The 19,870-nt window shown below is 59.8% G+C and carries 20 protein-coding genes and 3 tRNA genes; 12 read left to right on the top strand and 11 right to left on the bottom strand.

Annotation, left to right across the window (positions count from 1 at the left end; genetic code table 11):
* Positions 1–27: 27 nt before the first annotated feature.
* Positions 28–1,716 carry a M3 family oligoendopeptidase gene (locus tag A0U94_RS08020; RefSeq protein WP_077803900.1) on the top strand — a complete coding sequence of 563 codons (1,689 nt, stop codon included), beginning with the start codon at positions 28–30 and terminating at the stop codon, positions 1,714–1,716.
* Positions 1,717–1,757: 41 nt separating this feature from the next.
* On the opposite strand, the gene A0U94_RS08015 is transcribed toward A0U94_RS08020, so the two are convergent.
* Positions 1,758–2,276 carry a TlpA family protein disulfide reductase gene (locus A0U94_RS08015; protein WP_231865292.1) on the bottom strand — a complete coding sequence of 173 codons (519 nt, stop codon included), beginning with the start codon at positions 2,274–2,276 and terminating at the stop codon, positions 1,758–1,760.
* A gap of 89 nt (positions 2,277–2,365) precedes the next feature.
* Here A0U94_RS08015 and A0U94_RS08010 point away from each other — a divergent pair, with 89 nt between their 5' ends.
* Positions 2,366–2,698 (top strand): hypothetical protein, encoded by a 333-nt coding sequence (locus tag A0U94_RS08010; protein ID WP_077803035.1) that lies wholly within the window; start codon positions 2,366–2,368, stop codon positions 2,696–2,698.
* Here the strand turns inward: A0U94_RS08010 and A0U94_RS08005 are convergent.
* Positions 2,679–3,113 (bottom strand): DUF423 domain-containing protein, encoded by a 435-nt coding sequence (locus A0U94_RS08005; RefSeq protein ID WP_062029510.1) that lies wholly within the window; start codon positions 3,111–3,113, stop codon positions 2,679–2,681. The genes A0U94_RS08010 and A0U94_RS08005 overlap by 20 nt on opposite strands.
* Before the next feature lie 115 nt (positions 3,114–3,228).
* Between A0U94_RS08005 and A0U94_RS08000 the strand changes: the two genes are divergently transcribed.
* The 3 genes from A0U94_RS08000 to A0U94_RS07990 all read left to right on the top strand — a co-directional run bounded on the left by A0U94_RS08000 (position 3,229) and on the right by A0U94_RS07990 (position 5,191).
* A complete protein-coding gene (locus tag A0U94_RS08000) occupies positions 3,229–3,819 on the top strand; it encodes a DUF4142 domain-containing protein (protein ID WP_077803034.1) in 591 nt (196 codons plus the stop codon).
* Positions 3,820–3,846: 27 nt separating this feature from the next.
* A complete protein-coding gene (locus A0U94_RS07995; protein WP_077803033.1) occupies positions 3,847–4,419 on the top strand; it encodes a cob(I)yrinic acid a,c-diamide adenosyltransferase in 573 nt (190 codons plus the stop codon).
* 214 nt (positions 4,420–4,633) lie between these two features.
* The gene (locus A0U94_RS07990; RefSeq protein WP_062109811.1) at positions 4,634–5,191 is read left to right on the top strand and encodes a hypothetical protein; all 558 of its coding nucleotides are present in this window, start codon (positions 4,634–4,636) and stop codon (positions 5,189–5,191) included.
* 26 nt (positions 5,192–5,217) lie between these two features.
* Here A0U94_RS07990 and A0U94_RS07985 read toward each other — a convergent pair whose 3' ends face one another.
* Together A0U94_RS07985 and A0U94_RS07980 are read right to left on the bottom strand one after the other, a co-directional pair.
* Complete coding sequence (locus tag A0U94_RS07985; protein ID WP_077803032.1) at positions 5,218–7,101, bottom strand: OPT family oligopeptide transporter; 1,884 nt, start codon at positions 7,099–7,101, stop codon at positions 5,218–5,220.
* 99 nt (positions 7,102–7,200) lie between these two features.
* Positions 7,201–7,794: a hypothetical protein gene (locus tag A0U94_RS07980; RefSeq protein WP_062029506.1), complete on the bottom strand. Its 594-nt coding sequence runs from the start codon at positions 7,792–7,794 to the stop codon at positions 7,201–7,203.
* A 114-nt stretch (positions 7,795–7,908) separates the two neighbouring features.
* Between A0U94_RS07980 and ispH the strand changes: the two genes are divergently transcribed.
* The 4 genes from ispH to A0U94_RS07960 all read left to right on the top strand — a co-directional run bounded on the left by ispH (position 7,909) and on the right by A0U94_RS07960 (position 10,506).
* Positions 7,909–8,919, top strand: coding sequence for a 4-hydroxy-3-methylbut-2-enyl diphosphate reductase (gene ispH, locus A0U94_RS07975; protein ID WP_062029505.1), 1,011 nt, complete (start codon positions 7,909–7,911; stop codon positions 8,917–8,919).
* 6 nt (positions 8,920–8,925) lie between these two features.
* Positions 8,926–9,876 (top strand): homoserine kinase, encoded by a 951-nt coding sequence (locus A0U94_RS07970; RefSeq protein WP_077803031.1) that lies wholly within the window; start codon positions 8,926–8,928, stop codon positions 9,874–9,876.
* The gene (gene rnhA, locus A0U94_RS07965) at positions 9,869–10,321 is read left to right on the top strand and encodes a ribonuclease HI (RefSeq protein ID WP_062109710.1); all 453 of its coding nucleotides are present in this window, start codon (positions 9,869–9,871) and stop codon (positions 10,319–10,321) included. Before A0U94_RS07970 ends, rnhA begins: the two co-directional genes overlap by 8 nt.
* A gap of 109 nt (positions 10,322–10,430) precedes the next feature.
* Positions 10,431–10,506, top strand: a tRNA-Asn gene (locus tag A0U94_RS07960).
* 71 nt (positions 10,507–10,577) lie between these two features.
* Here A0U94_RS07960 and A0U94_RS07955 read toward each other — a convergent pair.
* A complete protein-coding gene (locus A0U94_RS07955) occupies positions 10,578–11,804 on the bottom strand; it encodes an MFS transporter (protein WP_077803030.1) in 1,227 nt (408 codons plus the stop codon).
* Between the two features lie 70 nt (positions 11,805–11,874).
* On the opposite strand from A0U94_RS07955, the gene gpt reads away from it, so the two are divergent.
* The 3 genes from gpt (at position 11,875) to A0U94_RS07940 (ending at position 12,603) form a co-directional block, all read left to right on the top strand.
* Positions 11,875–12,381 (top strand): xanthine phosphoribosyltransferase, encoded by a 507-nt coding sequence (gene gpt, locus A0U94_RS07950; RefSeq protein ID WP_062029496.1) that lies wholly within the window; start codon positions 11,875–11,877, stop codon positions 12,379–12,381.
* A 50-nt stretch (positions 12,382–12,431) separates the two neighbouring features.
* Positions 12,432–12,508, top strand: a tRNA-Pro gene (locus tag A0U94_RS07945).
* An 18-nt stretch (positions 12,509–12,526) separates the two neighbouring features.
* Positions 12,527–12,603, top strand: a tRNA-Arg gene (locus A0U94_RS07940).
* Between the two features lie 43 nt (positions 12,604–12,646).
* Here A0U94_RS07940 and A0U94_RS07935 read toward each other — a convergent pair.
* The 6 genes from A0U94_RS07935 to A0U94_RS07910 form a co-directional block, all read right to left on the bottom strand.
* Positions 12,647–13,057 (bottom strand): Ivy family c-type lysozyme inhibitor, encoded by a 411-nt coding sequence (locus tag A0U94_RS07935; protein ID WP_077803899.1) that lies wholly within the window; start codon positions 13,055–13,057, stop codon positions 12,647–12,649.
* Between the two features lie 11 nt (positions 13,058–13,068).
* The gene (locus A0U94_RS07930) at positions 13,069–13,641 is read right to left on the bottom strand and encodes an isochorismatase family protein (protein WP_077803029.1); all 573 of its coding nucleotides are present in this window, start codon (positions 13,639–13,641) and stop codon (positions 13,069–13,071) included.
* A gap of 36 nt (positions 13,642–13,677) precedes the next feature.
* A complete protein-coding gene (locus tag A0U94_RS07925) occupies positions 13,678–15,027 on the bottom strand; it encodes a hemolysin family protein (protein ID WP_062028581.1) in 1,350 nt (449 codons plus the stop codon).
* A 70-nt stretch (positions 15,028–15,097) separates the two neighbouring features.
* Complete coding sequence (gene ligA, locus A0U94_RS07920) at positions 15,098–17,149, bottom strand: NAD-dependent DNA ligase LigA (RefSeq protein ID WP_077803028.1); 2,052 nt, start codon at positions 17,147–17,149, stop codon at positions 15,098–15,100.
* On the bottom strand, positions 17,146–18,867 hold the full coding sequence (gene recN / locus A0U94_RS07915; protein WP_077803027.1) for a DNA repair protein RecN: 1,722 nt from the start codon (positions 18,865–18,867) through the stop codon (positions 17,146–17,148). The genes ligA and recN overlap by 4 nt, the downstream gene beginning before the upstream one ends.
* Before the next feature lie 45 nt (positions 18,868–18,912).
* On the bottom strand, positions 18,913–19,812 hold the full coding sequence (locus tag A0U94_RS07910; RefSeq protein ID WP_062109700.1) for an outer membrane protein assembly factor BamD: 900 nt from the start codon (positions 19,810–19,812) through the stop codon (positions 18,913–18,915).
* Between the last annotated feature and the right edge of the window lie 58 nt (positions 19,813–19,870).

The raw sequence follows: 19,870 nt of genomic DNA, 5'->3' as shown, positions 1-19,870 counted from the left end.
GAAGCGAGGGAATGTCAGAATTGGATCATGACGAAGACAATCCCTCCCTTTTCCGAACTGTCTTTCCCCCGGCCTGACGAGAACTTGCTCAAAACGCGCTACGATGTCATTGCATCGCTGCTTGATGCCGGGGACCGGGTCGAGGCGCTGGAGGCTTTTGACGCCGTCCGTCGCGAGTATGAGTCCTGGGCCTCGCATGTGCATCTCCAGTTCTCGCGCAATACGCAGGATGAGACGGCCAAGGCCGATCGGGATTATGCGGACCGCTTATCTCCGGTCGCGACCGATCATGAGGTGACGGTCAAAAAGCGCCTGCTGGCCGATCCTGACCGCGCTGGCCTCGAAGCCATCGTAACACCGCATGTGGTGCGGTTCTGGGAAGCCGATACGACCACGTTTGATCCGCGCATCAGTGCAGATCTTGAGGAAGAAGCCCGTCTTTCTGGAGAATACACGGCCCTTCTGGCGGCCGCGAAAATTCCTTTCGATGGCAAAGTTCTGAACCTGCCGGGGCTGGTGCCTTATCTTCAGGGTATGGACAGGGATGTCCGTCATGCGGCGGAGAAGGCGCGCTGGGATTTTTTCGAGCAGAACGGCGCTGAACTGGATGCCCTTTACGGCAAACTGGTCGCTCTGCGGGACCGGATGGCGAAAACCCTTGGTTTCGAGAACTATATCGAACTCGGGTATCGCCGGATGCGTCGAACGGATTACGGCCCTGAACAGGTCGCAGCCTTTCGGGAGAAGGTTCTGGCGTATGTCACGCCCCTGATCAGTGCGCTCATGGAGCGTCGTCGTCTGAAAATGGGCTGGGACAAGGTGATGGCATGGGATGAAGCCCTGATTGACCTTCAAGGCAACCCCGAGCCCGCAGGTGATCATGACCTGCTGGTGGCGCGCGCTGAAACCATGTTCCGCGACCTCGATCCTTCAGGCGAAATGGCGGATTTCTATGTCCAGATGCGCGATCTTGGGTATCTCGATCTGAAAAACCGCGAGGGAAAGGCAGGTGGTGGCTTCTGCACGTCTTTTCCGACGGTTGGGACACCGTATATCTTCGCCAATTTTAACGGCACCCATAACGATATCGGCGTTTTCACCCACGAAATGGGCCACGCGTTCCAGAACTGGAAAAGCCGTGAGCTGCCGTGGATCGACCAGCTCTGGCCAACCATGGAAGCGGCAGAAATCCATTCCATGGGCCTTGAATTCCTGAGCTGGCCGCAGATTGGAGACCTGGTCGAGGATGGTGCGGCAGAACGGTATCGGCGCATGCATCTGATTGATGCGCTGTCGTTCTTTCCGTACGGCGTCTGCGTGGATCACTTCCAGCACGAGATTTATGCCCATCCGGACATGACGCCGGAAGAGCGGCATCAGACCTGGCAGCGGCTTGAAAAACTCTACATGCCCTGGCGGGACTGGGGCGATCTGGCCTATCCTGCAAAGGGTGGCCGCTGGCAGGCCCAGCTTCATATCTACCGGCTGCCGTTCTATTATATCGACTACGCGCTGGCGCAGTGCTGTGCGCTGCAACTGTGGCTGGGATCTCGTCTTGACCGGGAAGGGACGCTGGAAGTTTACCGCAGGCTCTGTGCCGAGGGAGGCTCCAAGCCATTTGCACAACTTGTGTCCGAAGCAGGGCTGACCTCTCCGTTCGAAGCCGATGTTCTGGCTGAAGTCGTTCATGAAGCCGAGCAGGTGCTCGCGCTCTGAAGATGAGATGAGGCTCCGGAAAAAACCGGAGCCTCAGGGACTTATCCGCGTTTGTTCCAGTCGGAAATGAGGTCGAGGACAGCCTGCGGAGACATGCTGCGGGCATTGCCAAGCGCCTTGGAGCCGTCACCGTTCAGGGCATGGCCTTCCGGGGTAACGATAATGACGGTCGGGACAGACTTGATGGTCACGCCATAGCGTTCTGCCAGATCGAGATTGGTGTTGATGCGTCCTACGTTGACCGGCACCACTACGAACTGGCTGTCCAGCCAGCGTGCCGCGTCAGGCAGCGCGAAAATGCCGCTGAGCATCTTGCAGTCCGGGCACCAGTTGCCACCGAAATCGAGCAGAACCTTGCGATGCGTCTTCTGCGCGAGCGCGAAGGCCTGTTCCACCTGCTCGTGCGCCACAGCCGTGTCAGGATAGGGTTCGGCGACGGGAGGAGCGGATGTTTCGGTCAGTTTGGGGGCAGGGACTGCTGGCGTTGTGGACGCGGCATGTGCCGGAAGGGTTGCAGTCAGGGCCAGACCAAGGCCGGCGGCAAGAAGGGAACGGTTCATGAAAAAGGCTTTCATTGATGTTGTCCTCTGCATGCCATAACGCAGAATGACAGGAACAGATGATTAAAGCCCAATTTTCAGGAAAGGTCATGCGTTTGAAAAAAGCAGTACCCCGCCCGCAAGCAGCATCTCCACGCGAAGTCAGTGTTACGGAAACCCTGATCCGGACTGCAGTCCTCGTGGCGCTGACGCTTGCTTTCGCATCGGTCTTCCGTTTCTGGCAACCGGCCATCAAAGCTGCGCAGCATATCGCTGGAACGTCCGTCTGGCAGGAACTCTACAGCCTGTTTCATATTGAATCGGGGGTTGGACGCGAGCAACTGATCCTGACCGGAATCATGGTTGCCTGTTTTCTGCTGGCGCTTGCTGTCCAGTCCGTTGGCTTCCTGATCTTTCGGAAACTCAGAAAAAACCGGGCCTGACCCGCAGGGCGGAAACGGCTGCCAGACACCACGCAAGTATGAGCATTGTCCCGCCATAAGGCGCGATCCGGCCAATCGAGACGGGGCCCAGCTTCAGGTCAAACAGCGCGAGGAGCGTGACGGGGACGCAGAACAGAACCATGCCGATCGCCATGCACAGACACGCCATGCGGATCCACCGGGGAGACAGGCGCGCGGCGTTCAGGGAAAGCAGGCACAGTCCGAGGGCGTGCCACATCTGGATTTCGACTGCGGAATGCAGCATGGCCCTGCCACCCGGAACGGCAAACAGCCGGTCCGGCAGATGGGCGGACAAGGCGCCGAGCATGACGCCGGACGCGGCGGACAGGGCAGCGAAAACGAAACTGCCCCGAAGCAGAACTGACGTGCCGGGCTGGATGGGGTTTGCGGACATGCCGTGAATGTATCATGTGTTGTCTGAACAGCGAATGAGAGACTGTCATGAGTGCATTGTCAGTCTGTCGCGGCCTGCCTTTTCAGGGTAGGCGCGTTTGAAAAAGGAAGCTTCGATGACTGTTTCGTATCTCCGCCTGTGTCTGTCTGCGGGCCTTCTGGCCGGTCTTGCGGCCTGTAATGCTCCCGATGCCCCTCCGGCGCCGGCGCTGCCGAGCGTCGCTTCGACCTACAAGCTGACGACGGCAGATGCGGCGTTCCTCCAGCAGGTGGACGAGATGGACCAGACCCAGATCGCTATTGCGACGCTGGCCGCGACCCATAGCAACAGTGACGTGGTAAAAGCATTCGGCTCGACCGTTCAGGGTGATTACACGACCAATCAGAAAGCCGTCGCCAAGATCGCCTCAGACGCCAATCTGACGGTTGCCGCCAAGATTGACGCGGCCGATCAGGAACATGTCGAGTCGTTTTCCCATCTTTACGGTGCCGCGTTTGATCGTATGTTCCTGCGCGATATCGTCAGTATCCGGACACCGGATCTGAGCAAGGCCATCGCGACGGCTCAGGCTTCGGGCGGCTCGCCGGACATCAAGACCCTTGCCAAGGACACGGACAAGATGCTGACGGATCACACGTCCCGCGCCCGCGACCTGATGGGCAATCGCAGCATCGGTCATCACGCGAAGCACAAAAGAAGCCGCTGAAAATAGCGCGGAGGGTATAGGCAGGTCATGACTATCCGCATCGACAGGATCGTGACACGGGGTGGAGACGGGGGGCAGACGTCTCTTGGGGACGGTACACGCGTCCCCAAGTCTTCAGACCGGATCGAGGCGATGGGGACTGTGGACGAACTAAATGCCCAGTTGGGAATTCTGTGCTGTTCGATGGTGCAGGATTTCCGGATGGCTGTGCTTGAAGACGAAATCCGTCAGATCCAGTCCTGCCTGTTCGATCTTGGTGCGGACCTGTGCCTGCCTGACCCAGAACGTACCCCCAGCCTGCCCTCGGAGGCCATTGCATGGCTGGAAGTCCGTCTTGAGGATCTGCGCCGTCACCAGCAGGAACTCAGAAGCTTTGTTCTGCCAGGTGGCAGCCCTGTCGCGGCGCAGGCGCATCTCGTCCGCACCGTTGCGCGCCGGGCCGAACGACGTGTGGCGGTACTGGAGCAGAGACCGGCAGACGGACTTCGTTTTTTGAACAGATTGTCCGATTACTTCTTTGTTCTTGCGCGACATGCCAACAATCATGGTGAAACGGATATTCTCTGGTCGCCGGGACGCTGGAATCAGAAGAAAATATAAATATCCGCTTATTGCCCTGATGACAGAATGCACGTGAAGTGCTAGAAAATCTTCGTCAGAACGCTGGGGTTCTTCCAGACGAGTCGACTTTTCATATCCTTGTCAGGACATGTGGCTGCTGAGCGGGTTCAAATCCGGTCAGCTTTTCTGCCTTTCGGCAGGCCTGTTCAGCAGGGGAAAATCCATAAATATCATATTGGTTGAAGAATACAGAATGCAGGACGAGCATCAGGTTAACGAAGAAGATAAACTGCGACAGGCTCTTGCCCGTCTCGGTGCTGGAGCGTCCTCCCGTACTCCCAAATCACGACCGGTTCCCCCAACCGCTGAACGCCGTCGCCGCTTCGTGCGTGACGGACAGGTCGTGGTCGAACATCAGGGCGGTCGTGGGATTGCGGCACGCAATGCCGGACAGGATGATCAGGAAGAACTTGAGCGCCTGCGTCAGTCGGTCAAGCGTGAACAGCGTCGCTGGGAAGAAGCCGAGCGGAGCCTGACGGATGTCCGGGCCCAGCTCAAGGCGTTCGAGACACGCGAAGCTCATGCGAAAATCCAGATCAGCGAACTGAACCGCGAACTACGCGAGAATCAGGACACGATCCAGACACTGAAGGCGTCGCTTCATCAGGCGCGCGAGCAGGCCGCCGAAGCGGCACGCCGCACCCCGCGCCCGGTTGGGCGCCCCCGCAAGGAGGCCGCTCCGCAAGTCGTGGAGATGCCACAAGCCGAGGTTGCCGAGCAGGAACCTGTGCAGTGGTGGGTCAAGGCCTGATCTGACGTTTTTCTAAAAGCAGGCTTTTACTCTGAATGTCTGACCTGACGTCCGAACCAGAGTAAAACACCGCAGAACACCGCCCAGCCCAGCCCGGCATTCAGCAGGGCCGGGACGGGAAGCGCCAGTGTCTCGGAACTTCCCGTGGCGCCCGCCATTGCGGCAAGGGCCACGCCGATCAGGCTTTCTCCGACAATGAAGCCTGAAGCGATCATTGTTCCCTGGTCCTTGGGGAAACGACGTAACAGCCAGCCAAGCCCCGCACCGATCCCGATGGTGACCGAGACATCCGCCGGAAGGTAGATGCCCATCCCCACGGCCAAAGGCGGGAGCGCAAGGTTCCGGCGATGTAGCGCGATATCCAGAATGACCAGACAGACGCCAAGCGCTGCTCCGATTTCCAGCATCAGCCAGTCAAGCTGATGCGTCAGGATGCCGGTTGCAATGGCGGCCATCAGGGCGGGCTGTGGTGCGGCAAGTGCGCGCGTCGGGTCCATGCCCGTGCGTGGCATGGCGCCCACGAAGCCGTAGGCCTGATACAGCACCTGAAGCACCCAAGGGATGACGATCGCGCCAACGGCACAGCCGATCAGCAGGGCAACTTCCTGTTTCCAGGGCGCTGCGCCGACGAGCTGACCGGTCTTGAGGTCCTGAAGGTTATCGTTGGAGACGGCGGCCGAGGCGGTGATGGCGGAGAGGACGAACAATCCGAACGCAATGGCGATCGGGCGTTGTTCCACCGTCAGGACGCCACTGCTTTCCAGCCCCCAGAGGGCAACCGAAATGGCAATGATGGCGATGATCCCGACGCCGGATATCGGTGACGACGACGACCCGATGATACCGGCCATGTAGCCGCACGCACTGGCGACCAGAAAGCCCAGCCCGAAACAGGCGATCAGTCCCAGAACGACCAGTGTGCCCAGAGCGCCGCCATGCGGCATGACGGGCCACAGGAAATAGCTGAACAGTCCTGCCAGCAGCACTGCCAGCCCTGCACACAGGGCAATCAGTGTGCGGGGTGCCAGATCGCGATCGCTGTCATCGCCGTTTGCCAGATGGGTGACGGAGAGCGCTTCTTTCAGTCCCCGCGCGACCGGACGGGCAAGCGCGAGCAGTGTCCAGACCGCTGCAATCGCAATGGTCCCGGCGCCGATGAAACGGACCTTGTGCAGCCAGAGACCCGATGCTTCGGTTAGCGGTGTGGCTGACGGCGAAAGATGTCCCAGAACCGGAACCATGATGCCCCAGGCCAGAAATACCCCGAGCAGCATCGCAATACCGCCCCCGATGCCGACCAGATAGCCGGTGCCAAGAAGGGCCAGAGAAAAGCTTCCGTTCAGACGGAATGCCGATGATCCGACGACGGTGGACGCCGAAAACCCGTCCGACAGGAGGCGCAGTCCCGATGTGGCAAACGCCACGACACCCGAGACGACTGTACCGAGGGTGAGGGATTTCAGGCTTCGCGCATCGCCTTCCGGAGAAGAAGCGCGCAGGATTTCCGCACAGGCCGTGCCTTCGGGGTAGGGCAGATCGGAATTGCTCACGAGCGCCCGGCGCAGCGGGATGGTGAAAACAACCCCCGTCATGCCGCCTGCCATCGTCAGCAGCAGTGTGATGGCATAGGGAAATTCATGCCAGTATCCGACCATGATGAGAGCCGGCAGGGCCGCAAACACGCAGGATAGAGTACCGGCAGCAGAAGCCTGCGTCTGGACCATATTGTTTTCCAGCATGGTCCCACCGCCCATGAGACGCAGGATGGCCATCGAGATGATGGTGGCTGGAATGGATGATCCGAAAGTCAGACCGATCTTCAGGCCCAGATAGACGTTTGCTGCCGTAAAGACGACCGTGATGAGGGCTCCGAGAATAATCCCGCGGAGGGTCAGTTCGCGATTGTCCATGTGTTTCTGTTCCGAAATGATGTCAGGCACAGGGCAGCCCGCTGTGCCTGCATGCCGGGGCTAAGGCCTCAGCCCCGGCATATTTTTCCTGACGTAATTTTACTGTGTGTGGCTGTGGAAAGCGACCGGGGCCAGATGCTCGCGATTATAGCCCAGTTCGCCGTGTGTCAGCTGATACCCGATCTCGAGCGTATAAGGATTTTCCTGCGCCATGTTGTCGGTGGCGGGAAGGTCAATCAGGCGAAGGTCCGTGCGGACAGACTGTGTGCTGACATTGGGCGGGAAGCGGAAGGTGTCCGTGAAGACTTTCTTGTCCACAATCTTGCCGTCCCGCATGATGACGATGAAATATGGCACGTCGATCATACCGCTGGTCGCCGCCGGGCCCCGGGTCAGGTTCATGGCAAGGCTCAGGCGTGTGCGCACCGTCTGGTGGCCGTGCGGTCCTTCTGGGCCCCGCTCGCAGTCTCCGGACAGGGAGGTGATCTGCGCATGGCTGACGAGGCTTCCGATATCCGCGCTCTTGCCGTCATAGACGAACTGGTCCGCTGCAGATCCCGGGATATCGAGGGCCGGACAGGCAGGTGCGAAGAAACTCTGGTTGGATTCGTCGCAGCCGGCCAGACTCGAAAGGGCCAGGAGGGCGAAAGCCGGAGCAAACAGGGGCGAGGCGAAGCGCCGGATGGCTGGCATCAGCTGAAGAAACTCCTACAAAGAGGCTCGGCAAAGAGGCCCGGACGTTGCGACGAGCGGCAATCCGGTCGATACTGGTCCTACATATCGAACTCCGCCCGCTTGGGGAACACCATGTCAGAACAGACGACTTTCGCTCCTGCCCGCACCGATGGTGTGGACGCTCCTCCAACCCTCCGCGTTCTGCTCGCCGGTCCGCGGGGATTCTGTGCCGGTGTGGACCGCGCCATCCGTGTTGTGGAAGAGGCCCTTCGCCGTTATGGCGCTCCGGTCTATGTCCGTCACGAGATCGTCCATAACCGGACGGTCGTTGAAGGACTTGAAGCCAAGGGTGCCATTTTCGTCGAGGAACTGGACGAGGTCCCCGAAGACGGACATGTCGTTTTCTCGGCGCATGGCGTTCCCAAGGCCGTTCCAGCAGAAGCCCAGCGCCGTAACCTGCTTTATCTGGATGCGACGTGCCCGCTGGTCTCGAAGGTGCATCGTGAGGCCGAACGTCACTTCGCGGGCGGTGGCCCGGACCAGCTCCACATCCTCATGATCGGCCATGCGGGCCATCCGGAAGTGGTCGGCACGATGGGACAGCTTCCGCCGGGTGCCGTCACGCTCATCAACGATGCGGAAGAAGCCCGCACGATCCAGCCGGAAGACCCTGCGAAGCTGGCTTTCATCACGCAGACCACATTGTCGGTCGATGATACGGCCGAGATCGTGGACATCCTGCGCTCACGCTTCCCGCTCATCGAAGGGCCGAAGCGTGAAGACATCTGCTATGCGACGACCAACCGTCAGGAAGCGGTGAAGGCGATTGCCCCCGAGAGCGATCTGGTGATCGTGATCGGCTCGCCCAACTCGTCCAACTCGCAGCGCCTGCGGGAAGTGGCCGAGCGGTCTGGCGCGCGCCGTGCGCTTCTGGTGCCGAAGCTCGAGAATCTGGACTGGAGCGTCCTTGAAGGCGTGGAAACGCTGGGCATCAGTGCCGGTGCGTCCGCTCCCGAGAGCCTCGTGCAGGAAATGGTGACGGCTCTGGCCGAAAAATACACGCTCAAGATCGAAGAGCGGATCGTCAAGGAAGAGAACATCAATTTCCGCCTGCCCGGCCCGCTGGCTGGCGAGGAAGACTGATTTCTCATGGCCGTCTATACGGAACTGGCGGCCGAGACGCTTGAGGCGTTTCTTGGCACTTACGCGATGGGCAATTTGGTCTCGTTTCATGGCATCGCCGAGGGTGTCGAAAACAGTAATTTCCTCCTCCGTACGACAGAGGGGGATTTTATTCTCACGCTGTTCGAGCGTCGGGTGAATGCCAGTGAGCTTCCGTGGTTTCTGGGGCTCATGCAGCATCTGGCGGGCAGGGGGCTGAATTGCCCGCTTCCCGTATCGGACCGGAGTGGAACGGCGCTGCGGACTCTCGCAGACCGTCCGGCTGCCATCACGACTTTTCTTCCCGGTGTGTCTGCAACCCACCTCGATGCAGGGCTGTGTCTGGAACTCGGCAAGGCGCTGGCCCGGCTGCATATTGCTGGCGAAGGATATAGTGCCGTTCGTCCGAATGCGCTGTCTCCGGCGGCATGGGGGCCGCTGCTCGAAAGCTGTGGTGAGAGTGGAGACGCATTATCTCCCGGTCTGACGGCTGAAGTCCGGGGCGCGCTTCAGCGGATCCAAGCGGCATGGCCGCTACCGGATGAGCTGCCGCGCGGGCAGATCCATGCGGATCTGTTTCCGGATAATGTTTTCTTCCAGAACGGGCAGGTTTCGGGTCTGATCGACTTCTATTTCGCCTGTACGGATTTTCTGGCTTACGATCTGGCGATCTGCCTGAATGCCTGGTGCTTCCGTGACGAAAAGACGTTTGCACCGTCATTTGCTGTAGCCATTCTCCAGGGCTATGAGAGCGTTCGTCCGTTGACCGAGGCGGAGAAATCGGCGCTTCCCCTCCTGTGTCAGGGGGCTTCGATCCGCTTTCTGCTGACGCGCCTGTATGACTGGATCAACACCCCCGCCAATGCGCTTGTAACCCGCAAGGACCCGCTGGCTTATCTGGTGCGCCTGCGCCATTTTGCAGGTGTTTCCCATGTCTGAGGCCTCTGCGGAGCGGCCTCAGGTTGAAATCTGGACGGATGGCGGGTGCAAACCCAATCCCGGCCCTGGGGGCTGGGGCGCGCTTCTGGTCTGCCGTGGTCAGGAAAAAGAGCTTCTGGGCGGTGAACCGGAGACGACCAACAACCGTATGGAAATGACCGCCGCAGCCGAGGCGCTGGAGGCGCTCAAACGTCCCTGTATCGTGACGCTGCATACGGACAGCGAATATCTGCGGAATGGGATTACCCGTTGGCATACGGGCTGGGTGCGACGGAAATGGCGGAATGCGGCAGGGGATCCTGTCGCCAATATGGATCTCTGGCAGCGTATTCTGGAAGCCGCAAAGCCGCACGAGATTGAATGGCTCTGGGTCAAAGGGCATTCGGGCGACGAAAACAACGAACGCGTGGATCAGCTTGCAACGCGGGGGCGTGAAGAGCTCTGAAAAATGACGGTTTTTCTCAGGTCTTTGAAGAAAAACGAAAAAATCTCCAAAAAAGTTCATTTAGGGGCTTTACCGACCCCGGCCATTTGGCTACATACCACCTCGCCGGTCCCGAATAGCTCAGTTGGTAGAGCAAGCGACTGTTAATCGCTGGGTCGTAGGTTCGAGTCCTACTTCGGGAGCCAGCCTTTCTTTTGAAAAGCTGCTTCGGCCGCAATAAAAAGCTCCCTTCCGGGAGCTTTTTGCGTTTCAGGCCTTACTGTTCCTCCGGGAAGACGTCTTCCAGACGATCCAGCGTCCATAGTCGCGGGAAAAGCCGCGCCCATGCGGCTGCGACCACAATGGTGCCGACCCCGCCCATGATCACGGCGGCTTCCGGTCCGATTGCCGTTCCGAGCATTCCGCTCTCAAATTCGCCAAGCTGGTTGCTGGATCCGATGAACAGCGTGTTCACGGCTGAAACACGTCCACGCATTGAATCCGGCGTTGCAAGCTGGATCAGCGAGGAACGGATCACGACACTGATCACATCGGAGGCCCCAAGGATCATCAGTGCGACAATCGAGAGCCAGACCGTATGGGATGCTCCGAAAACAATCGTTGCCACCCCGAACACGACGACCGACACGAACATCACAAGGCCCGCACGGCCTTTGAGAGGGTAGCGGGACAGACCCCAGGACATCATCAGCGCACCAATCGCAGGAGCGGCGCGCAGGAGGCCCAGGCCGACCGGACCCACATGCAGGATTCCGTCCGCATAAACCGGAAGCATGGCTGTAGCGCCCCCCAGAAGTACGGCGAACAGATCAAGCGTAATAGCGCCCAGCAGGTCACGGCGCCTGTTGAGAAAGGAGAGCCCCGCAAAAACCGAGGCGAATGTGACTGGCTCTTTGGGTGGGACGGTGTGCACCAGCTTCAGGGACAATGTTCCAGAGAAAGCCATCACGAACCCGATGGTCGAGAGGCCGTAACAGACGACCGGCCCGATACCGTACAGCAGGCCGCCAAGGCTGGGGCCGACGATGGATGCGGTCATGAAGAGCGAGGAGAGCAGCGCCTGCGCGCGGGGCAGAAGGGATGGAGGTGCGATGGCAGGCAGAAATGCCTGCTGGCAGGGCATCTCAAAGCTGCGCAGAACGCCATAGAAGGCTGCGAATGCATAGATGCCCCCTGTTGTCAGGACGTGGCATGCGGCGGCAACCGCGAGGGCAGCCGTAGAAAGAATTTCGCAGATCTGACAGATGAGGACGATGGTGCGCCGGTTGAAACGGTCCGCGACGTGCCCCGCGACAAATGTCAGGGGGATCATGGGCAGGAACTGTGCCAGCCCCAGATAGCCCAGAGAGGCAACGTCATGCGTCAGCGCATAGATCTGCCATCCGATGGCGATCGTCATGGTGGTCGCGGAAAGCTGGGAGAAAATTCTTCCGACTATAAGTGCCGGAAGGCCGGGAAGGGTGCGCAGGGCCGGATCGATCATTGCGGCACTTTAGGCACTTCCGGCTCTCAAGTTTATTGCAAAATTGCGAGACGGAAGGCAGAGGAAGATCATGACAGCCAATCAGACTCCCCAAACCGTTCATTATGCGACCGTCACCTGGGATCAGCTCCATCGTGATGCGCGCCTTCTGGCCTCAACCCTCATGCAGAAACATGGGCCTTTCCGTGGAATCGTTGCCATTACCCGTGGCGGCCTGATCCCCGCTGCCATTCTTGGCCGCGAAATGGGCTGCCGCCTGATCGAGAGTGTTTCAGTTATCAGCTATGCGGGCGAAGAAGGCACGCAGCACGAGCCGAAGGTCGTCAAACCGCCTGTTGCCGCAGGGGATGGCGATGGCTTCCTGATTGTGGACGATCTCGTGGATTCGGGTGTTACGGCCCGCATTGTGCGCGAACTGCTTCCAAAGGCAGTCTTTGCCTGCCTCTACGCAAAGCCGGAAGGCAAGCCCTTCACGGACCACTATGTCACCGAAGTCGCGCAGGACACATGGGTCCTGTTTCCGTGGGATACTGCGCCGCTTTTCGTACCGCCGCTTGTACGAAGCGAAGGCGAATAAAAAAAACCCTCTTGCCTCGACCGGCCAGACATCCTAGGTTCCGGCCGGTTCGGGGCGTGGCGCAGCCTGGTAGCGCGCTTGTTTTGGGTACAAGAGGCCCCCGGTTCGAGTCCGGGCGCCCCGACCAGTTAATGGCCTCATTGATGCGCCCTTAGCTCAGATGGATAGAGCAACAGCCTTCTAAGCTGTGGGTCGATGGTTCGAATCCATCAGGGCGCACCAGCCATTCCAAAAAAAACGGCTGGCGCTCCATTCTCCTTTAAATTCAGTCTGCTGGATTATTATCCTGATAGGCTTTGAGAAGAACCTTCTGCATCTCTGCATCGGGTGCGCCTAAGAAATCCTGTTTCAATGGCCCATTCCGTTTGATGCTCAACAGCCCCCAGGCTGCTGAATGGTCTTTCGCGAAAACAACCTCAAGCTGCTCTGCCGCGCAGTCATGCTGACGGCACATATGTCCCAGAAGATAGGACTTGCCTCCAATGCTAAGATCGCTGACCGGCACGGATGTCGCATGTGCCGTCATCACCCATGATGGCAGTGTCACCATAGCCTGATAGGCCTGTCGAAACCCCTGCATGTTAGCCAGATCCGCCGTTGTCGGAGGTGTCGCCGCCGAGGCGGCCTGGAATGCTGCACATGCAAGTAGGGCAGGAATCAGTCTGGTTATGTTCATGATCATGACCTTCAGAAGGCATTCACGCTTTTCAATCGAACGCCCTGTTTTTCAAGTGTTTCCAGAGTGGCTTCTGGATCAGCGGCAATCCCCCGGCAGGCTTCGGGAATAACGTCCGTCTGATAGCCGCAACCCACCGCATCCAGCGCTGTGGCCATGACACAGTAATCCAGAGCCAGCCCGCAGATAACCACATGGTCTATGCCAAGGCCTTTCAGTAACCCGTCGAGCCCCGTTGAAGTTGCACGATCATTGTCGAGAAACCCGGAATAGCTGTCCCGCTCCTGCAGAACACCCTTGCGTATGATGTGCGTTATGGGCCCGGATCTGAGTGTCTTGGGAAAATCAGCCCCATTGGCGCCTGCAACACAGTGAGCCGGCCAAGGGCCACCCTGAGCATCGAAGGAACAGTGATGGGGCGGGTGCCAGTCCTGTGTGGCGATCACAGCCCTGAATGGACGCCTGGCAAGGGCATTGACGGCTTCCAGGATCCTGTCCCCGTCCGGGACAGCCAGTGCGCCGCCCGGCAGGAAGTCATTCTGGATATCGACGAGGATAAGAGCGGAGTGGCTGAGATCGATCATGCGATGATCTAAGCAGCCTGCGTCCGGGAGAGGAAGTCAGTTCAGGCGTGTCACCAGCAACTGGTTGATTCTGAAGCCTTCCACGTCCACCACTTCAAACCGGAAGCCTGAGGATTGCACGCTGTCCGCCTTGCGCGCCATGCGGCGCAGGCGGTTCATGACAAAGCCTCCGACCGTATCGAAGTTCTGGGCGTCGTCGAACATGGGGATGTCCAGTTCGCGGATGACATCGCCGATGGGAGCTGCGCCGTCGATCAGCCAGGATTTGTCGTCACGGCGGACGATGGCCTGTTCTTCGAACGGGCTCACCAGACCGTCCATCAGGGCGCCCATGATGTCCTTGTAGGTGATGAGACCGACAACGAGGCCGTATTCGTTGACGATCAGGGCAAAGCCTGCCGAATGAGCCTCAAACTGGGCCAGGGTTTCCCACAGGTTCAGTGTGTCAGGCAGCGACAAAACGTCGCGCCGCATGCGGAAGATCTGGCTGGCGATGGGAGCTAAGCCGGTGCTTTTGGGCTGGGGTTCGTCAACCACGGCAACCAGAACGTCTTCCGCGCGGATGGAGCCTATGACCTTGTCGAGGCCGCCGTCGCAGAGCGGGTAGCGCGAATAGGGACGAACCCGCACCTTGTCGCGCTGGCTTTCCGGGCTTTCCTGCACGTCCAGAAAAACGATTTCGTCGCGCGGCGTCATGGCGGACGTGACCGCGCGGTCCTGAAGGCCGAGCACGTTCTGGATCATCTGGTGCTCTTCTTCCAGCAGCACACCGGAGGCTGTTCCGGCCGCAAGAATGGCCCGGAGGTCTTCAGGCGTTACGGGCTCGACGGTTGCGGCGGCCGGGATCTTGAGGAGCTTGAGCAGCCAGTCGGATATCTTCGAGAAGACGAGGACGGCCGGGTAGAGAATTTTCAGGGCGACGGCAGGAAACCAGCCAACCTTGAGCGCGATCCGGTCTGGCGCGTTCATGGCGATCCGCTTGGGCAGAAGATCCGCAAACAGGACGAAAAGGCCCGTGATCAGGATAAAGGAACAGGCCGACCCCAGCTTGCTGGCTAACGCCGGGCCTGTTCCCATGGCGAGAAAGCCCGCCGCGATCGGGTCGCTCAGCATGGATTCGCTGATGATACCGCCCAGAACACCCACAGCATTCAGACAGATCTGAAGGACCGTAATGACCTGACCACTGTTGCGCCGCAGCTTGAGAAACGCGACAGCGCGAGGGTCTCCCGCTTCGGCTCGGGAACGAAGACGCACATCGCGGGCCGCGGCAAAGGAGATCTCGGAGAGTGAGATCAGGACGGAGACGCCAATCAGCGCGACCGTGGCGGCGAAGCCCAGCAGGAGGAGAACGATCTGATGCTGGGAAGAAGGGGAGACTGACATGCGGGAGGCGTTATACCCTGAAAAAGTGAAATATTACCAACTTTCTCACGGTTTTGATTTTGCAGTTCTATTACAGTCCTGCGAGTACGCGCCAGCCGCTCTCATCCGTGGTTTCGATCCCGAGTTCGGCGGCTTTCTTCGCTTTGGAACCCGCCTTTTCACCCAGAACAACCAGTGATGTCTTTTTTGAAACGCTGTCTGTCACCTGTGCGCCCAGTCGCTCGGCGATGGCTTTGGCTTCCGGTCGGCTCATGGTCGTCATTGTTCCTGTGAACACGATGACCTTGCCTGAGAGGTGACCCTCCACAGGCGCATCTTCGGGCGTGATCTCCGTCAGTTCCGTTGCCAGATCATCAAGGGTCTCGACATTATGGCTTTCGGCAAAAAAGGCGGACAGTTCATCGGCAATCGCATCGCCCACCCCCATGATCGCGCCAAGAGCGGCCCGCTCTTCAGAGTCCGGCCGGGAAGCCAGCATGGCGTCGCGCCAGTTTTCGAAAGTCTGGTAGTGCCGCGCCAGAAGCTGGGCATTGCGTTCGCCGATGCGCCGGATGCCGAGGCCGAAAATAAGCCGCGTCAGCGGGATTGTCCGCCGCTCGTCAATCGCGCGGAGCAGGTTGTCCACGGATAGTCGCCCCCAGCCGTCGCGCTGAAGCAGGGCCTCTTCATGGGTCCGCAGGCGGAAAATATCGCCCGGTGTCCGGATATAGCCTGCATCATGGAATTCGCGGATGCTGCGTTCGCCAAGGCCGTCAATATCAAAGGCATTGCGCGAGACCATATGAATCAGACGTTCCACAACCTGGGCTTCACAGGTCAGGCCGCCCGTGCAGCGGCGGACAGCTTCTCCGTGAACACGCTCGGCGAGGGATCCGCAGACCGGGCAGTGATCGGGATAGACGAACGGTTCTGAGCGCGGGCCCTCGCCTGGCACCGGGCCGAGGATCTGCGGAATGACGTCTCCGGCACGCTGGAGACGGACCAGATCGCCCACACGCACGTCCTTGCGTGCGATTTCGTCTTCGTTATGCAGTGTTGCGCGCGAGACGATGACGCCGCCGACATTCACAGGCTCCAGATGGGCCACAGGCGTCAGGGCGCCTGTGCGGCCGACCTGGATTTCGATGTCCACAAGGCGGGTGATGGCCTGCTCGGCTGGGAATTTCCAGGCGATGGCCCAGCGCGGTGCGCGGCCGACGAAACCCAGACGCTCCTGCAAACTAATATCGTCCAGTTTGAAGACGATACCGTCGATATCGTAGTCCAGCCCAGAGCGTTCACGGGCCAGCTTGTCGACATAGGCGGGAATGTCGCGGGCATGGGCGATCATCTCGGAGAGTGGATTAACCCTGAAGCCCCAGCTCCGCAGTTTTTCGAGATAGTCCCAGTGCGTCGTGGCAACGGGCGAGGACGTGTAGCCCTGAGCATAAGCAAAGAGCGAGAGCGGTCGGCTGCGCGTGATTTCGGCATCCAGCTGTCGCAAAGACCCTGCGGCCGCGTTACGGGGATTGGCGAAGGGACGTGCGCCGCGAGCGACCTGCTGTTCGTTAAGGGTCAGAAAGCTGTTTTTGGAGAGAAAGACCTCCCCGCGGATTTCGAGACGCTCGGGTGCCGTGCCAGGGAGTTCATGAGGAATATCGTGCAGGGTCAGGAGGTTGGCGGTGACATCCTCGCCTTCAATACCGTCTCCGCGCGTGGTGCCGCGCACGAAACGTCCGTGCTCGTAGGTCAGGCTGATGGAGAGACCGTCGATTTTCGGTTCCGCCACGAACTGGAGGGCCTGAAGCTGCTGTTCGTCCAGACCAAGAAAACGCCCGACTTTTGAGACGAAGCCGTCGAAGCCTTCCGGGTCGAAAACGTTGTCGAGGGACAGCATTGGGACGAGGTGACGGTATTTCCCGAAAGCGGAATCAGGAGCCGATCCGATCCGCTGGCTAAAGCCGTTTTCCGAGCGGAGGTCCGGGTGTGCGTCTTCCAGCGCCAGAAGTTCGCGTCTGGCCGCATCATAGGCGGCGTCAGAGACTTCAGGCTCGTCGCGCCCGTGATAGGCCTCATCCCACCGTGCGAGGTCCGCTTCGAGTTCAGCGTGACGCTCGGCGGCGGAGACTGGGGCAGTGGTCATGAAATCTGATGTCCAAGAAGGCTGTCGGCAGCCCCACGGGCTGCGTCGGTAATGATGTCGCCTGCGAGCATCCGGGCGATTTCTTCACGCCGGGCGTCATGGGGTAACGGTTCGGCCAAGGTCTCGGTCCGGTCGTTGCGGACACGTTTGGCGATTCGCAGGTGATGATCGCCACGCGCCGCGACCTGCGGGCTATGAGTGACGACGAGAACCTGCACGTCCTGAGCAACCTTGTGCAGCCGGTCGCCGATTGAAGATGCCGTAGCGCCACCCACGCCGGAATCGACCTCATCGAAGACCAGCGTGCCGATGTCGGAGCGTTCTGCCAGAACCACTTTCAATGCCAGCATAAGGCGCGATAGTTCACCCCCTGATGCCACTTTGGCGAGCGGTCCGGGAGACTGTCCCGGGTTGGCTGCGATCAGGAACGAGGCCTGTTCCATGCCCTGACTGTTCCAGTGATCGGGGTCCAGAGCCAGAAGCGAGACGATGAAGCGCGCGCGTTCGAGCTTGACGGGGCGCAATTCCGTGCTGACTGCTTTTTCGAGCTTTTCGGCAGCCTTCTGGCGAGCGGCAGAGAGGGTGCGCGCGGCGTCTTCGTAAGCCAGACGGGCTTCGGTCAGGGCTGTCTGAAGACGGGCCAGTTCGGCGTTTCCGGAGTCCAGTGCGCTCAGCCGTGTTTTCAGAGCGGCGAGAAAGGCTGGCAGTTCGGCCACGGAAATATTGTGTTTGCGGGCCTCGGCCCGGAGTGCAAACAGCCGCTCTTCCGTTTCTTCCAGAAGACGGGGATCGCCTTCCGTATCTGCGGCAAGGCGGCTCAGCAGCATCTCCGCTTCGGCAAGGGCTTCTTCGGCTTTTCCAAGAGCGTCGAGCGCGTCCTGTGCCTGTGTCTGGTGGCTGTCTGAAAGGGTTTCCGTCTCTGTCGGTGCTGGCAGCAGTCTTGCGAGTGCACGGCTGGCTGCACGCAGGGCAGCGGCCGGAGCGGACGAGCGGCGGTCACGGGGGGTCAGTTCTGACAGGGCGGCGGCAACGGCTTCACCACGGCGTTCATCACGCTGGAGGCTGACGCGCGTGGCGGCGAGCGCGTCCTCCTCACCTTCCTGTGGGGCCAGACGTTCCAGATCATCGACCGTCTGACGCAGCCATTCTTCCTCGCGGGCTGCGGCTTCCATATCGGTGCGCGCGGCTTTGAGGGCATTGCGGGCTGCGGCCCATTGCCGGAAGGTGCTGGCTGTCTTTTCCCGGAGTGGCGGGGCAATTCCGAAAGCGTCCAGCAGATCGAGATGGGTGCTCTGGTCGGCAAGGCCCATCTGCTCGTGCTGGCCCTGAATCTCCACGAGGTGGGCGCCCACGCGACGCAGCAGACCAACGCCGACCGGCTGGTCGCAGACATAGGCGCGGGAGCGGGCATCGGGCGTCACGATGCGTCGCAGGACGATCGGGTCCGACGGGTCTTCGCGGACGATGCCGTGCTCGTCGAGCAGGGCAAGAACCGGATGGCGGGCGTCGATTTCAAAAATAGCCGATACGCTGGCCTGCGTGGCGCCTGAGCGCACGAGGCCACCGCTGGCACGCTCTCCGAGGGCCAGGCCCAGACTGTCGAGCAGGATGGATTTCCCCGCCCCGGTCTCGCCGGTCAGGACGGTCAGACCGGGGGAAAGGCCGAGATCGAGCTTTTCGATCAGAACGACGTCGCGGATCGAGAGATGGGTCAGCATGACAGCAATGTTGGGAGGGTGGTGCCCTGTTTCAAAGGGCTGGTATCAGAAGACGCTGTGCCACATCCGGGAGAAAAATCCACGATGGTCAGGCTGCCCCGGACGGACGACTGGTTTTTTGAGGTCGCCATTGAGCAGCTTGTTGTCCCGAAGATCATTATAGGCATAACGATACCACTGGCTGTCGGGATAGTTGTAGCCGAGAACGGCGGCCGTCTGGCGGGCCTGATCCTTGAGCCCGAGGGACAGATAGACTTCCACGAGACGCTCGAGAGCTTCGGCGACGTGGTTGGTTGTCTGATAATCCTGCACGACGCGCTGATAACGTGTCATGGCGGCTTCGTAGTTGCGCTGCTGCTGATACCACCGGCCCACCAGCATTTCCTTGCCTGCCAGATGGTCACGACACAGGTCGATCTTCAGCTGGGCGTCGCGGGCGTAGGAGGTCTGGGGGAAGCGGGTGATGACTTCTTCCAGCGCGTCCAGTGCTTCAACCGTACCCTGCTGGTCACGTTCGACATTGGCGATCTGTTCGTAATAGCAGAGTGCCCGCAGATAGAAGGCGTAGGCAGCGTCCGGACTGGTCGGGTGCAGCTGGAGGTAACGTTCGAGCTGCTGGACCGAAAGTGCGTATTCGCCCTGAAGGTAATAGGAATATCCCTCCATCAGCTCCGCGTTTCCTGTGAAGCCGGAATAGGGATAATTCTGCTGAAGCAGTTCGAATTCGCCGCCAGCCAGTTCGTAATGGCCGGTATGCAGCGCGTCGATTCCGTAATTGTACAGGGTCTCGGCGTCAGCGGTTTTTGGAATCGCGGGTTTTTCGTGCTGATGCGAAAACATGGAGCAGCCGGACAGCAGCAGAAGCCCGCTGACAGCCGCAGCTCTCAGAATGAAACCACCATTCGTGACCGATGCTTCAAAATGACGCTGAGTGCTGCTTGTCATACCTGCTCTTCCCGTGGAAGCCCGTCTTATATCACGGGAATGCGCTGACGAAAGACCT

The sequence above is a fragment of the Gluconobacter albidus genome (assembly GCF_002005485.1).
GTDB classification, from domain to species: Bacteria; Pseudomonadota; Alphaproteobacteria; order Acetobacterales; family Acetobacteraceae; genus Gluconobacter; species Gluconobacter albidus.
This window is presented reverse-complemented; position numbering and strand designations above follow the sequence as displayed.